Here is a 13243-nt window from a genome sequence, read left to right as displayed (position 1 = left end):
TCCTAGCCAAGGGTCACCAGGGAGGTGACGTCGTCTGTTGGGAGTGCGTCCACCGTTGCTCGGACGTCCATCTCCGCGAGTTGCACGTGCCCATGGTGGGTGCTGACGAATGCCGTGTCGGAGGCATCGCGACCGGTGGCGATGCGCAAGAGCGACTGCCGCGGCGCGAGCGTGGTCGCGTCGACGACGTACCACTGGCCGTCGATATTGGCCTCGCAGACCGCGTGAAAGTCCATGGGGTCCAGCCCTGGCGCGTAGACGGACACCAAGCGCGCGGGAACGTCGCGGGCCCGCAAGAGCGCAACGGAGAGATGTGCGAAGTCCCTGCACACGCCTTGGCGAGCAAGCAGCGTCTGCACGGCGCCGTCTGTTGGCTGGCTCGAACCAGGGATGTACTCCAGATGCGTTCCCACCCACGACGTCACGGCCGCGAACAGGTCGCGGCCCGTCAGGCCCTCGAACTCCTTGGCTGCCGTGGGGAAGAGCGTGTCCGACTCGCAGTACCGGCTAGGGCGAAGATTGCGCACAATGTCGAGCTCGTCGAAGGCGGGAGCCTCTGCCCTGCCGTCCACCTCGGCCTCATAGCGTACCGTAAGCCGGCCAGCGTGAGAGTCGAGCGTGTGTAACCGGGTGCCATGGCCGTCGGCCAGTTCTTTGACCTCAAGGGCGCGGCCATCGAGTTCGACGACGAGGCTCTCGTCAATCTCCAAACCCTCCGCCGATGCCACCGCAACCGACAGGATCAGGTGAGCCGGTTCCAGGACGTCGAGGGTGAGAGTTGACCCAACAGAGCGATGCACGGGGCCAATCGTCGCATGTACGGGGCCCGGAGCGCCTACCGTTAGTACATGACTTCCGAGGATGAGACCCAAACCACATTCGCCGACCTTGGTCTGGAGGGCGCCATCCTCAAGTCGTTGAGCGACGTGGGGTACGAGACGCCGTCCGCCATTCAGACGCAGACCATTCCCCCGCTGCTTGCCGGAAGGGACGTGGTGGGGCTCGCGCAGACGGGCACAGGCAAGACCGCTGCCTTCGCGTTGCCCATCATTTCGCGGCTTGATCTGCACCAGAAAGCACCCCAGGCGCTTGTGCTCGCGCCAACGCGTGAACTAGCGCTGCAAGTGTGTGAGGCCTTCGAGCGCTACGCCTCGCATCACAAGGGCGTGCACGTGCTGCCCGTCTACGGCGGCCAGGGCTACGGTGTGCAACTCTCTGCCCTGCGACGCGGCGTCCACATCGTCGTTGGCACGCCGGGACGCATCATGGACCACCTCGACAAAGGCACGCTCGATCTGTCGGAACTCAAGTACCTGGTGCTCGACGAGGCGGACGAGATGCTCAAGATGGGCTTCGCGGAGGACGTGGAGACCATCCTTGGCGCCACACCCGAGGACAAGCAGGTGGCGCTGTTCTCAGCGACCATGCCCGCGCAGATCCGGCGCCTGTCTGCCAAGTACCTTCGCGATCCGCAAGAGATCACGATCGAGCGCAAGACCACCACGGCGGCGAACATCACGCAGCGGTACCTCATCGTGAGCTACGCGCAGAAGGTGGACGCGCTCACGCGCATCCTCGAGGTGGAGAACTTCGAGGCGATGATCGTCTTCACGCGTACCAAGAACGACACGGAGACGGTCGCCGAGAAACTCCGCGCCCGTGGCTTCGCCGCCATGGCCATCAACGGTGATGTTGCCCAGGTGCAGCGCGAACGCACCATCAAGCAGCTCAAGGAAGGCAAGCTCGACATCCTCGTGGCCACGGATGTTGCCGCGCGCGGCCTCGATGTTGACCGCATCAGCCACGTGGTGAACTTCGACATCCCCATCGACACCGAGAGCTACGTGCACAGGATTGGCCGCACCGGACGCGCCGGCCGCACGGGAGACGCCATCAGCTTCGTGACCCCCCGCGAGCGGCGCATGCTTGGCGCGATCGAAAAGGCCACGCGCCAGCCGCTCACGGAGATGCACTGGCCGAGCGTCGATGACGTGAACGCCACTCGCCTTGCGCGCTTTGACGCATCCATCACTGACGCCCTTGAGCAGCAAGACCGCATCGCTCGCTTCCGCGACATCATCGCGCACTACGTGGAGCACCACGACGTACCGGAGGCGGACGTCGCCGCGGCCCTCGCCGTGGTCGCCCAAGGCGACACTCCTCTGCTCCTCGATCCGCAAGACGTGCCAAAGCCCCAAACCTTTGCCCCCGACAAGGGGACGGGAACGCGAGAGCCGAGGGAGCGTCGGGCACCTGCAAACGGCTTCGCCACCTACCGCATCGCCGTGGGCAAGCGGCACAAGGTGGAGCCCCGCCAGATCGTGGGAGCGCTCGCCAACGAGGGTGGGCTCGCGCGCAGCGACTTTGGTGCCATCAAGATTCACCCCGACTTCTCGCTCGTGGAGCTCCCCGCCCAGCTGTCCCCCGACACATTCCGCAAGCTGTCCGGCACCCGCATCGGCGGCAAGCTCATCGAATTGCGCCTCGACACCGGCCCCGGCGGGCCGCGCGGCGGGGGCAAGGGAGGGCCAAAGGGCGGCGCGGCGCGCAAGGACCGCAAGCCAAGGCACGGCCGCGGATGACGGCTCCCGTCGTTGGCCTCACGAGTTACCTTGACCGCGCTCAATCGGGCGTGTGGGACCTCGAGGCAGTGTTTCTGCCCTGGCAGTACGGGTCGTCGTTCACGAACGCGGGTGCGGCCGTTGCCATCCTGCCACCCCAGCCTGCAACGCCCGACGCTGTGGCGGCCGCCCTCGACGCGATCGATGGGCTTGTGGTCACCGGTGGCGCCGACCTAGACCCGGTGCACTACGGAGCCGAACCGCATCCCGAGAATGACGAGCCGCGTCCCGTTCGCGATGAGTGGGAGTTGGCGCTGACGCGCGGCGCGCTGGAACGTGGCATGCCGTTCTTTGGCATCTGCCGCGGGGCGCAGGTGCTCAACGTGGTGTTGGGCGGCGAGCTCATTCAGCACGTTCCGGACGTGGTGGGCAACAAGGATCACCAAGGCGAGGACGCGAAGTTCGCACTCATGGGGGTCACGACGGTGCCGGGGACGGTGGTTTCAACGCTTCATCCTGAGACGTCCATCGTGCCCGTCTATCACCACCAGGCGGTGGGCACCCTTGGCGACGGACTCGTGGCGAGTGCGCACAGCGATTACGGGATCGTCGAGGCGATTGAGCGTCCTGGCCCCGCGTTTTGCCTCGCCGTGCAGTGGCACCCTGAGCAAGATGACAGGCCGGCGCTCTTCGAGGCGTTCGTGGCCGCCGCGGCCGCGTACAGGGCCAGATGACGTTCGACACCATCGTCGTTGGCGCGGGAGTGTCCGGGCTCACCGCGGCACGCCTCCTCGCGAGCCAGGGGCGGTCGGTGGTGGTGCTTGAGGCACGCGATCGGGTCGGTGGGCGCGTGTGGACCGACCGTTCCGGAACGCACCCCACCGACATGGGCGCGTCGTGGATCCACGGCGTCACAGGCAGCCCTGTGGCCGCTGCCGCGCGCGCGTTCGGCATGTCGATGGTCGAGTTCACCGTGGGCGGCTATCAGGTGGATAGCAGGCCCATCGCTAACTACGGGCCGGACGGCGTGCGGCTCACGGATGAGGCCGCCAGCACGTTTGCTAGTGACGTTCACGCCCTCGATGCCGCGCTCGCGCCCATTGTCGCCGCGTCCGCCCCGCACGCCTCGTATCGCGACGTCACGGAAGATGCCCTCGCCTCCATGGGGTGGGACACCGAGCGCACGCAACGGGTTCGCGAGTACCTCGAGCACCGCAGCGAGGAGCAGTACGGCGCGTGGATTGAGGACCTCGCGGCGCACGGCCTTGACGACGATTCCATCGACGGCGATGAGGTGGTGTTCCCCGACGGCTACGGCCGGTTGCCGGAGCGCCTCGCCGAAGGCGCGGACGTCCGGCTAGGTGCGGTGGTTTCCCACATCCAGTGGGGGCCCGACGGCGTGGTCGCCGTGTCCTCGCAGGGCACCTTCGAGGGTCGCTCTGCGATTGTCACCGTTCCTGTTGGGGTGCTGCAGTCTTCCGGATTCTTGATTGAACCAGAGCTGCCAGTGCCCGTGGCCGGCGCCTTGTCGCGGCTGACGATGAATGCCTTCGAGAAGGTGTTCTTGCGCTTCCCCGTGAAGTTCTGGGACGACAACGTCTACGCGATTCGCCAGCAGGGTCCACACGGCCGCTGGTGGCACTCGTGGTACGACCTCACGGCCTTGCATGGTGAGCCGACGCTGCTGACCTTCGCCGCAGGCCCCGCGGGTCAACAGATTCGTGGCTGGTCCGATGCCGATGTGGTGACATCGGTGATGGAGCAGCTTCGTCGGCTCTACCCCACCACCGCCGTCGAGCCGTCCTCCACCGCCATCTCCCATTGGCAAGATGATCCGTTTGCGCTGGGGTCCTACGCCTACATGACCGTGGGATCCAGCACCGAAGACCACGACCTACTCGCGACTCCCATTGGTGGCGTGCTGCACCTTGCTGGCGAGGCCACGTGGACGGACGACCCTGCCACCGTTCCCGCCGCAATGCTCTCGGGACACCGAGCGGCATGCAATGTGCTCGGCCTCCCGGTGCCAATAGGGCTCGCGTGGCAGGCTTAGCGCCATGGCATACGGGAATCGGCTGCAGGTGCACGACAAGTTCTTCGCGTGTTTGGTGTGCGGCGGGGATCGTTTCGAACAACGCGAGATCCTCATGAACACGGCAGGCGCCACGTTCTTCGACTTCGATGCGTTCAACCGCGCGGCCGATGGCGCCATTTGTGTGAGCTGTGGCTTTGTGCACCAGTTCGCTGGAGAAGCGCACGTCTGGCTCACCTGACCGCACTAGAGGCGCGCTATGGGCACGCGCGGCGGGCTGGTGGGTCGCGGACTACGCGTTCGTCGCCGCGTGGCAGGTGCGAGCGGCGTTCAACGCCTCGGATCCATGGACCTTTCAGTCCGGTGCTAAAGCCCCCGTGGTGGTGCTCCCCGGTGTCTATGAGTCGTGGAAGTTCCTCGAACCCCTCGTGGCCAAACTCCACTCGCAGGGTCACCCCGTCCATGTCATGCCCAAACTGAAGATGAACCTGCGGCACGTGCCAGAGTCAGCGGCAATCGTGACGCGTCACCTGGAGCTCCATGACCTCCACGGCGTCATCATCGTGGCGCACAGCAAAGGCGGCCTCATTGGCAAACAGGTGATGGTGCAGCCGGAAGGGATCCGGAGGGTCAAGGGCATGGTCGCGATCGCCACCCCGTTTGGCGGCTCGATGTACGCGCGGTACATGCTGGCCCGTAGCTTGCGCATCTTCTCGCCGCATGACGAGACCATCCGCGCGCTCGCACAAGACGAGCAGGTGAACTCCCGAATCGTGTCGATCTACGGCTCGTTCGATCCCCACATTCCGGCGCGGAGCGCGCTCCACGGGGCACGCAACGTCGAGCTGACCACGGGTGGGCACTTCCGGATCCTGGCGCGGCCGGAAGTCCTCGAAGAGGTGGAGCGCCTCGCGGGATCCGCGGCTACGGCGGAATAGACAACAGGCCGTTTACCAGGAAAACCCCTGGTAAACGGCCTGCACAACGTCGGGCTGACAGGATTTGAACCTGCGACCCCTTGACCCCCAGTCAAGTGCGCTACCAAACTGCGCCACAGCCCGTGACAGCCAGATAATGCTACCGGACGCCCGGCGCCTCCGAGTACACCGCCACGCGGTCGCGCCCCGCGGCCTTGGCGTCGTACAGCGCCGCGTCCGCCCTGCCAAGCACCTCGCTGAGCGTGAGTTGGTCGTTGCACTCCGCAACGCCAAAGCTCACAGTAGGCAGTTCGTGCCCCGCAGCATCGGGTTCCAGAGCCAGCCGTCGCCTGATCTCGTCGAGTCGAGCCCTGACCGCGTCCTCCCCCACGTTCTCCAGCACGATCCCAAACTCGTCACCGCCAAGGCGACCGATTGCATCCGTGGCCCGCAGGGCACCCCGCGCAACCTCGGCGAACGCCTGCAGCGAGCGGTCGCCCGCTTGGTGCCCAAACTCGTCGTTGATGGGTTTGAAGTTGTCGAGGTCCGCGATGACGAGCCACGCCTGACGCGCGCGGCGGCCGCCCGCACTCGAGATGGCGTCTTGCGCTCGCGCAAGGAAGGACGACCTTCCAAGCAAGCCCGTGAGGTCGTCCTCCGTGGCACGCCTGCGCAACGCACGGGTGCGCTGATCCCACCCGATCGCGGACACCGAGAACGTCACCGCCACAAGGCAGATGAGCAACACAATCGACGTGGTCGCGCTGCCGACAACGCCCGTGAAAACCGGATCGTCCTTGCCAAGAACCATGTAAAGAACAAAGCGCGAGAGGTACAGCAAACTCAGCACGCTGGCCGCGATGCCGCTCACCGCGAGAGCCGTGATGGCCTCCCCGCTCTCCGCAGCGTCGGGCTCCCCGCGTCGTTGTGCCCAGGCGCCCCACACCTCATAGGCGCCCGCCGTGAAGCCTGCCGCCATGACCGCGAACAGCACGCCGTTGCCGGCCCACTCGTTGCTGGAGGGGCTGTCGAGCAGAGCCACGCCGACGCAGGATGCGGGAATCACCACGAGCACCCACACGCGGTTGGCGCGCTTTCTGAGGGAACGCGTCGCGAACCACACGCACACGGCACCCATCGCGGAGACGCCGGTGGACGCAGGGTTGAGGTACACCTGGGTTGGGGTGCCGTTGCCAAGCAAGAACACGGCGCTCGACGCCGCGCAGACGAGGGCGAGGGTCCACCAGCCGGAAAACGGCGAGTGAGTTGGCCGGTAAACACCCAAAAAGAACAAAGCGAGCACCGCGAGCGACACGACGGCCAACATCAGCCTCAGCGTCTCGATGTCGAACACAGGAAGAGGCTACAGGCAGCGTCAAGACCGTATTCTCGTGCCATGGCACGCGTGCTCCTTACCGGATTTGAACCCTTCGCCGAGGCCACCATCAACCCGTCGTGGGACGCTGTAGAAATGCTCGCGGATGCGTGGTCTCGCGACGACGAGCTGGTCATTCGCAGGCTGCCCGTTGTCTTTGGCTCTGGTGGGCGGCGGCTCGTTGAGCATGTCGCCGCTCATACGCCCGACGTTGTGGTTGCGGTTGGCGTTGCCGAGGGCCGATCGTCGGTCACCCCTGAGCGGCTTGCCATCAATCTGCGCGATGCGCGGATCCCTGACAATGCGGGGCGTCAGCCGGTTGACGTGCCATGTGTGGGGGGTGGCCCCGCCGCGTACTTCTCCACGCTCCCCGTCACGGCCATCGTGGATGCGATCGCCGGTGCCGGCATTTCCGCGGAGGCCTCGCTTACCGCGGGCGCTTACGTGTGCAACGACGCCTTCTACGCGCTGCAGCACTCACTGGTGGGGCTTGGAGTGTCCTCGGGATTCATCCATGTGCCGGCAACTCCGCAAATGGGCCTTGGGGAAGACGTGCCGACGATGCCACTCGGACGCATCGCGAAGGCCCTCGAAATCGCCATCACCGTGGCATTGGAGGCGAAGCAATGATTGCCATGACCTGGGTCATCGACGTGCCCCTCGCGATGGACATGAACGCGGTCCGCAACACCGCGGCAAGCACCGGAGAAGCGCTCTCCCAGACCGCTGGGTTGCTCGCGGGCGTGACCGCGGTCTCCACTGCGGGCTTCGACGAGGCAACCCGCAATTCCATCGCGATGCTGACCATCTGGGCGAACACCTCGCGAATGGCCGAGTTCTTGTGGGGAGACGCGACGGCGAGAATCGAGCAGCACCTGGCTCGGCCGTCGGCCCGTATGTGGACCGTGGGCTCCATCCAACTCGAGCGTCCCCGCTTCCCTGCCATCACGCACGTGGGGCTGTGGGTGCGGCCGCGCATGTCGTGGGAGCCGATTGGCGCCGTGGTAGAGATGCAGCGTCAAGCGGCGGCGAAGTCGCTCGCGGGCCGGTCAACCGCGCTCGCGTGCCGCGGACTTGACCCCAATACGTGGGAAGACGTGAGCATCGACGCGTGGCAAGGGCGCCCGCGGCGCTACGATGGCCAGGTGTTCAACGTGGTGCGCGCGGTGCTGCCCGAGCGCCCCTAGAGCGTCGATGCCACACTGGCTGGATGGCAGAGAATAAGACCCAGAAAACGGACGTTCCGGTTGCCGCGTTCCTTGCAACCGTTCAGCCGGAGAAGCGCCGCCTCGAGGGCGAACGCCTGCACGCCATCTTCCAGGACGTCACGGGCGATCCAGGCGTGATGTGGGGGCCCACCATGGTGGGCTACGGGGACATGCACTACATCTCCTCCGCGGGCCGCGAGGGCGACTGGTTCAAGGTGGGCTTCTCCCCGCGCAAGGCGAAGTTGTCTCTATACGGCCTCAAGGACACTGACGAGCAGCGCGTACTGCTGCCGCGGCTTGGGCCAACTACTGAGGGTGCGGGGTGCGTGTACGCGAACCGGCTCGACGCTCTCGACGAGGGCGTGTTGAGAGAGCTGGTGGCCCTGGCGTGGGCCACGGGACCCATCTGGCGCTATTAGCGCTTCTTGCCGCGCTTCTCGCGCACGCGCACAGACACCTGAATGGGCGTGCCCTCGAACCCAAACTTCTCGCGCAGGCGACGCTCGATGAAGCGCCGGTACTGCGGGTCAAGGAACATCGACGCGAAGATGACGAACCGCGGCGGGCGCGTCGCCGCTTGGGTGGCGAAGAGGATCTTGGGCTGACGACCACCGCGAACGGGGTGCGGGTGCTCGGCCACGAGTTCGCCAAGGAACGCGTTGAGCTTGCCCGTTGAGATGCGCTGATCCCAGCTGGACAGCGCCAGATCCAGCGCGGGAAGCAGACGATTGGTGTGCCAGCCGGTCTTGGCGCTGAGGTTGACGCGCGGCGCCCAGGGAAGGCGAACCAGGTCTTGCTCGATGGACCGCTCCAGGAGGAACCGCTCATCCTCGCCCACGAGGTCCCACTTGTTGACCACGAGCACGAGGGCGCGGCCGGCCTCCACAACCTGACCGATGACACGCGTGTCCTGCTCGGTGAGCGGCACGGAGCCGTCGATCAGCACGAGGGCCACCTCGGCGCGCTCGATGGCCGCGCCGGTGCGCAGCGACGCGTAAAAGTCCGCGCCGGAGGTCTGGTGCACGCGCCTACGGATGCCGGCGGTGTCAACAAGCGTCCAGTTGCGGCCGCCGATCTCCACGATCTCGTCCACGGGATCACGCGTGGTGCCCGCCACCTCGTTGACCACCACGCGGTTGGAGCCCGCGAGCTGGTTCAGAAGAGAGGACTTTCCCACGTTGGGACGGCCAACGAGGGCCACTCGCCGCGGCGCGCCCTCGTCGATGACCTCGTCCTCGAGCTCCTCAGGCAGCGCGTTGATCGCCGCGTCAAGAAGGTCGCCCGTGCCGCGGCCATGCAGTGCGGAAACCGGGTACGGCTCGCCCAAACCCAGGTTCCACAGCGCGGCCGCCTCGAGCTCGCCTTGCGGGCCGTCCACCTTGTTGGCACACAGCACCACGGGCTTCTGCGCCTTACGCAGCAACCGCACCACGTGCTCATCGGAGCTCGTGGCGCCCACCGTGGCGTCCACGACGAAGATGATCGCGTCCGCCATGTCGATAGCGGCCTCAGCGGCCTGCGCTACAGACAGGTCCAGGCCCGTGACGTTGCGCTCCCATCCGCCAGTGTCCATGAGCAGGAAGTCCACGCCTGCCCACTCGGCGGGATAGGTCACGCGGTCCCTCGTGACGCCAGGCGTGTCCTCGACCACCGCGAGTCGCTTGCCAATGATGCGGTTTACCAGGGTTGACTTACCCACGTTCGGGCGGCCAACGATCGCAATGATGGGTAGGCGCTCTTGCGTGTCTTGGTAGTCGTCGGTGAGGGTCGCGAGATCCTCCTCCGTGAGTTCATACGCCTCGAGGCCCGCGCGCAGCGCGGCCTCGCGCTTCTCCTCGAGGGTCTCCTCCGGATCGCTCTCGTGGGGCGCTGGCAGGGGGGTTTCGTCGCTCATGGCTTCTCCGTAGCTGCCCGACGCTCGCGAATCGGATCGTCTTTAGGCAACACCAAGGTGGTGGTCGCCAGGGTCTTGTCGAGTTGGGCACGCAAGGCCGCCGCTACGTGCTCCGACGCTGCGGCTTGGCGGGCGCGGCCCTTAAGTTCTGGCGCGAGGTCCAGGTGGATGGGCTCGCCGAACTCGACGAGGAGCTTGCGGCGGGGTTTGGGCCAGAGGTTGACGCTCTCCCCTGGGAGGCGCGTTCCAAGGAGGGCGGTGGGAATGATCGGTGCGCCCGACTGGACCGCGAGCCACGCCGCTCCCCCGTGCACGGACTCGGCGGTGCCGCCGCCGCGTGTGCCCTCGGGGAACACGCCGACGATGTCGCCACGTCTCAGCACGGCGAGACCCTTGGCGAGTGCGCTGCGGCCGTCGCCTTCCACGGGGATCTGAGCTGCGCCGTGGAGGAGCGGCTTGAGCGGCCCCTTGAACATGTCTGCGCGGATCAGAAAGTAGTTGAGGCGCGGGATGACGCCGTGGACAACGGGTCCGTCGATGAAGCCAACATGGTTGACCACGACGATCCCGGGGCCCTTCTTGGGGATGTTTGTGCGCCCACGCACCTCGGTGTTCCAGTAGCCACGCGCGAGCCCCCTGCCTACCCAGCGCGACCAGCGAGGGCCCCAGTGAGTGGGAGCCTTGGTACTCACGCTCGCGCTTCTTCGGCAAGTTTGATGACTGCAGCGACCACCTCGTCGATCGTGAGGTCGCTCGTGTCGATGAAGTGCACGCCGTCAGCCGCCGTGTGAAAGTTGACCACCGTCGAATCCTTGGCGTCACGCCCAAGCACCGCTTCGCGGACGGTGGCTTGATCGGCCCCCTCGCCCGAGCGTCGGGCAATGCGCGTTTCTTCATCCGCGGTGAGGAGGATGCGTACGGGAGCGTCGGGAGCGATCACCGTGGTGATGTCGCGGCCTTCGGCGACGATGCCACGGCCTTCGCTGAAGCCACCTTCGAGCTCGGCGGCGATGACGTCGCGCTGCATGTGGCCAAGGATGTTGCGCGCCTCGAGGTTGGTGGCGATGCTCGAGACGCTCAGCGCGACGGAGTCCGTGCGAATCAGGGACGAGACGTCCTCGTCGTCGAGGATGACACGCGGGTTGCCGGGGTCAAGGCGGAGTTCCACGTTCATGGTGTCCACCATGGCGGCGACGTCGGCCTCGTTGGAGAGGTCAACGCCTTCGCGCAGGCAGTACAGGGTGCCCACACGGTAGGTGGCGCCAGTGTCGAAATACGCGAGCTTGAGGCGACGCGCCACCTCCCGAGACACGGTGGACTTGCCCGTTCCCGCGGGGCCGTCGATAGCGATGACGATGCCGGTCACGAGCGGACCACCTCCCAGTTGTTCGATTCGAGCGCGTCCACGAGCCGCTGCGCGCTGCCGGGCAGCACGTAGAGGGTGGTGAGGCCCACGCTCTGGCGGGGCGAGTGCTCGATGCCGATGTCTTCAACGTTAACGTCTACCGCAGCGGCGTCCTGCAGCAGACGGACCAAGTGGCCGGGCTTGTCGGGGACGATGACCGTAACGCCGGCCCAGTCACGGGGTGCTCCGCCGTGCTTGCCGGGGATTCTTGCGACTTCCAGCCGGCCGCGTTCGATGAGGTCGGTGACGGCCTCGCCGATGTCGTCTGCTTCTCTGACATCTTCCAGATCACCAATGATGTGATCCAGCGTGGCGACGATGTTGTGCCTGTTCAGGCGGGCAATATCCGCCCACATGCCGGGCTGGCTCGCTGCGATGCGCGTGACGTCGCGAAGGCCCTGGCCCGCGAGGGCGATGTCGTCGGGGTGGAGCGTGCCGAGGGCGGCGGCAACGGCGCTCGCGGCTACCTGGGGGGCGTGCGAGACGCGGGCGACGGCGGCGTCGTGGGCTACGGCCTCCATGAAGACGACGTCGGCCTGGAGGGCTTGGGCGATGGCCTGGACTCGTGCAACGGCGTCATCGGTGGCGCCGTTGCGGCAGATCACCCACGGGCGCGCCTTGAACAGGTCACCTTGCGCTGCAAGCGAGCCGCTGATCTCCCGCCCGGCCATCGGGTGCGAGCCCACGTAGCGGTGCCCCTGCCCGGTCTCGTGCGCAGCCTTGGCGATCGAGGACTTGACGCTTGCCACATCGGTGACCACGGCGTCGGGCCATGTTGTGAGGGCCCTTGCCACTACTTCCGGGGCGGCCGACGGAGGGGCGGCAACGATGATGACGTCCGGTTGTTCTTGGCCTAGTTCGCTGCCGGCTCCGAGCGCGCGGGCAAGGCGGGCGGTCTCGGGATCGAGGTCGTCGATGGTGACGTCCCAGCCTTCGGCGGTGAGGCCGATGCCGAGGCTCGCGCCGATCAACCCAGCGCCGACGATGTGTACGCGAGTCATGGCTACTGGGCGAGGTCCCGGCGGAGCGATGCGGCTTCGTGGAGGTACACGTGACTGATCTCGTCGCGGGGCGTGTCGAGGTGAGCGTGCATCATGACGCGAACCACCTTGGGCAGGGCGCCGGGTACGGCCATCTCTTGCGCGCACATGAGCGGGACGGCGCCAAAGCCGAGCTCGCGGGCGGCGGCGGCCGGGAAGTCGCTGACGATATCCGGCGTGCACGTGAAGAAGACAGAAATGACATCGTCGATGTCAAGATTGTTGGCCGCGACGATCGCTTCGATGAGCTCTTGGGTGCGCTCGTGGAGGTGGTCGCGTTCGTCGGCAACGAGCGTGGTGGCACCACGGATAGCGCGGATGGTCATGGGGATAATCGTATCGGGGTGGCGTTGCGGCGTTGGCCCGCCAACGAGGCGAGACGGCGCATGTCCTTGCGTTAGCTCAGCTCGTCGACGGACACGCCATGCAGTTGCGCCAGTCGCTTAGCCGCCCGGGAACGCCGCGATGCCACAACACTGTTGCCGATGCCAACTGCGACGATCACAATGCCGATCCCGATGAGGCACAGTCCGGCGATCTTGCGAAGCTCCGCGGCACCGTCGGAGAAGTAGAAATAAGCGCCTATCGTGACGACAGTTCCTCCGACGAAAGAGCAGAGGGACGCAACGCCATGCCGCTCGTCCGCGGACCGCATGAGATCGCTCGCGTGAAGCAGGTCCGCTTCTTTGCCAGGTGCAATCCAACTCAACGTTGATCTCAGCTGAATGTCGTTGGTGTCGGCACCGTCTAGATTCGTTGCTCGCCTTGTCCAACGCGGGTGGCCCAAGAGCTTCACCCCGCCCGCAGGCTA

General features: G+C 66.2%; 16 protein-coding genes and 1 tRNA gene. 8 read left to right on the top strand and 9 right to left on the bottom strand.

Annotation, left to right across the window (positions count from 1 at the left end):
- Window positions 1-2: 2 nt before the first annotated feature.
- Window positions 3-800 (bottom strand): transglutaminase-like domain-containing protein, encoded by a 798-nt coding sequence (locus tag QM618_RS01255; protein WP_428093742.1) that lies wholly within the window; start codon window positions 798-800, stop codon window positions 3-5.
- A 48-nt stretch (window positions 801-848) separates the two neighbouring features.
- Between QM618_RS01255 and QM618_RS01250 the strand changes: the two genes are divergently transcribed.
- From QM618_RS01250 to QM618_RS01230, 5 genes are read left to right on the top strand one after another with little or no spacing between them, the layout of a single operon-like run.
- Window positions 849-2582, top strand: a complete 1734-nt coding sequence (locus QM618_RS01250) for a DEAD/DEAH box helicase (protein WP_428093739.1) — start codon at window positions 849-851, stop codon at window positions 2580-2582.
- On the top strand, window positions 2579-3295 hold the full coding sequence (locus QM618_RS01245) for a gamma-glutamyl-gamma-aminobutyrate hydrolase family protein (protein ID WP_428093736.1): 717 nt from the start codon (window positions 2579-2581) through the stop codon (window positions 3293-3295). Before QM618_RS01250 ends, QM618_RS01245 begins: the two co-directional genes overlap by 4 nt.
- Window positions 3292-4614: a flavin monoamine oxidase family protein gene (locus tag QM618_RS01240; protein ID WP_428093733.1), complete on the top strand. Its 1323-nt coding sequence runs from the start codon at window positions 3292-3294 to the stop codon at window positions 4612-4614. The genes QM618_RS01245 and QM618_RS01240 overlap by 4 nt, the downstream gene beginning before the upstream one ends.
- Before the next feature lie 4 nt (window positions 4615-4618).
- Window positions 4619-4834, top strand: a complete 216-nt coding sequence (locus QM618_RS01235) for a hypothetical protein (protein WP_428093730.1) — start codon at window positions 4619-4621, stop codon at window positions 4832-4834.
- Complete coding sequence (locus QM618_RS01230) at window positions 4785-5531, top strand: esterase/lipase family protein (RefSeq protein ID WP_428093726.1); 747 nt, start codon at window positions 4785-4787, stop codon at window positions 5529-5531. Before QM618_RS01235 ends, QM618_RS01230 begins: the two co-directional genes overlap by 50 nt.
- A gap of 49 nt (window positions 5532-5580) precedes the next feature.
- On the opposite strand, the gene QM618_RS01225 is transcribed toward QM618_RS01230, so the two are convergent.
- Window positions 5581-5654: transfer RNA gene (locus QM618_RS01225), tRNA-Pro, on the bottom strand.
- A 16-nt stretch (window positions 5655-5670) separates the two neighbouring features.
- The gene (locus QM618_RS01220; protein ID WP_428093723.1) at window positions 5671-6864 is read right to left on the bottom strand and encodes a GGDEF domain-containing protein; all 1194 of its coding nucleotides are present in this window, start codon (window positions 6862-6864) and stop codon (window positions 5671-5673) included.
- A gap of 42 nt (window positions 6865-6906) precedes the next feature.
- Here QM618_RS01220 and pcp point away from each other — a divergent pair, with 42 nt between their 5' ends.
- Genes pcp through QM618_RS01205 form a run of 3 tightly spaced genes read left to right on the top strand, consistent with a single transcriptional unit; the run spans window position 6907 to window position 8512 of the window.
- A complete protein-coding gene (pcp, locus tag QM618_RS01215) occupies window positions 6907-7515 on the top strand; it encodes a pyroglutamyl-peptidase I (RefSeq protein WP_428093720.1) in 609 nt (202 codons plus the stop codon).
- Window positions 7512-8072 carry a DUF4865 family protein gene (locus tag QM618_RS01210; protein ID WP_428093717.1) on the top strand — a complete coding sequence of 187 codons (561 nt, stop codon included), beginning with the start codon at window positions 7512-7514 and terminating at the stop codon, window positions 8070-8072. Before pcp ends, QM618_RS01210 begins: the two co-directional genes overlap by 4 nt.
- A 23-nt stretch (window positions 8073-8095) precedes the next feature.
- Window positions 8096-8512: a DUF1801 domain-containing protein gene (locus QM618_RS01205; protein WP_428093714.1), complete on the top strand. Its 417-nt coding sequence runs from the start codon at window positions 8096-8098 to the stop codon at window positions 8510-8512.
- Here the strand turns inward: QM618_RS01205 and der are convergent.
- From der to QM618_RS01175, 6 genes are all read right to left on the bottom strand, one after another.
- Entirely contained in the window at window positions 8509-9987 is a 1479-nt protein-coding gene (der, locus tag QM618_RS01200) for a ribosome biogenesis GTPase Der (protein ID WP_428093711.1), read from the bottom strand. The genes QM618_RS01205 and der overlap by 4 nt on opposite strands.
- On the bottom strand, window positions 9984-10679 hold the full coding sequence (locus QM618_RS01195) for a lysophospholipid acyltransferase family protein (RefSeq protein ID WP_428093708.1): 696 nt from the start codon (window positions 10677-10679) through the stop codon (window positions 9984-9986). Before QM618_RS01195 ends, der begins: the two co-directional genes overlap by 4 nt.
- Window positions 10676-11353: a (d)CMP kinase gene (gene cmk, locus QM618_RS01190; RefSeq protein ID WP_428093704.1), complete on the bottom strand. Its 678-nt coding sequence runs from the start codon at window positions 11351-11353 to the stop codon at window positions 10676-10678. Before cmk ends, QM618_RS01195 begins: the two co-directional genes overlap by 4 nt.
- Entirely contained in the window at window positions 11350-12393 is a 1044-nt protein-coding gene (locus tag QM618_RS01185) for a prephenate dehydrogenase (RefSeq protein ID WP_428093701.1), read from the bottom strand. The genes cmk and QM618_RS01185 overlap by 4 nt, the downstream gene beginning before the upstream one ends.
- Window positions 12394-12395: 2 nt before the next feature.
- Window positions 12396-12758 carry a chorismate mutase gene (gene aroH / locus QM618_RS01180; protein WP_428093697.1) on the bottom strand — a complete coding sequence of 121 codons (363 nt, stop codon included), beginning with the start codon at window positions 12756-12758 and terminating at the stop codon, window positions 12396-12398.
- Window positions 12759-12829: 71 nt separating this feature from the next.
- Window positions 12830-13141, bottom strand: coding sequence for a hypothetical protein (locus QM618_RS01175; protein ID WP_428093693.1), 312 nt, complete (start codon window positions 13139-13141; stop codon window positions 12830-12832).
- Between the last annotated feature and the right edge of the window lie 102 nt (window positions 13142-13243).

Source organism: Demequina sp. (assembly GCF_049841215.1).
Lineage (GTDB): Bacteria > Actinomycetota > Actinomycetes > Actinomycetales > Demequinaceae > Demequina.
The sequence above is the reverse complement of the archived record's forward strand: the minus strand, read 5'-3'. Positions and strand labels throughout refer to the sequence as shown.

Excerpts from the sequence above, each read along its gene's own strand:
- QM618_RS01245 (WP_428093736.1), top strand. The coding sequence starts at position 2,579 with ATGACGGCTCCCGTCGTTGGCCTCACGAGTTACCTTGACCGCGCTCAA.
- QM618_RS01235 (WP_428093730.1), top strand. The coding sequence starts at position 4,619 with ATGGCATACGGGAATCGGCTGCAGGTGCACGACAAGTTCTTCGCGTGT.
- QM618_RS01210 (WP_428093717.1), top strand. The coding sequence starts at position 7,512 with ATGATTGCCATGACCTGGGTCATCGACGTGCCCCTCGCGATGGACATG.
- QM618_RS01185 (WP_428093701.1), bottom strand. The coding sequence starts at position 12,393 with ATGACTCGCGTACACATCGTCGGCGCTGGGTTGATCGGCGCGAGCCTC.
- QM618_RS01250 (WP_428093739.1), top strand. The coding sequence starts at position 849 with ATGACTTCCGAGGATGAGACCCAAACCACATTCGCCGACCTTGGTCTG.
- QM618_RS01240 (WP_428093733.1), top strand. The coding sequence starts at position 3,292 with ATGACGTTCGACACCATCGTCGTTGGCGCGGGAGTGTCCGGGCTCACC.
- pcp (WP_428093720.1), top strand. The coding sequence starts at position 6,907 with ATGGCACGCGTGCTCCTTACCGGATTTGAACCCTTCGCCGAGGCCACC.
- aroH (WP_428093697.1), bottom strand. The coding sequence starts at position 12,758 with ATGACCATCCGCGCTATCCGTGGTGCCACCACGCTCGTTGCCGACGAA.
- der (WP_428093711.1), bottom strand. The coding sequence starts at position 9,987 with ATGAGCGACGAAACCCCCCTGCCAGCGCCCCACGAGAGCGATCCGGAG.
- QM618_RS01205 (WP_428093714.1), top strand. The coding sequence starts at position 8,096 with ATGGCAGAGAATAAGACCCAGAAAACGGACGTTCCGGTTGCCGCGTTC.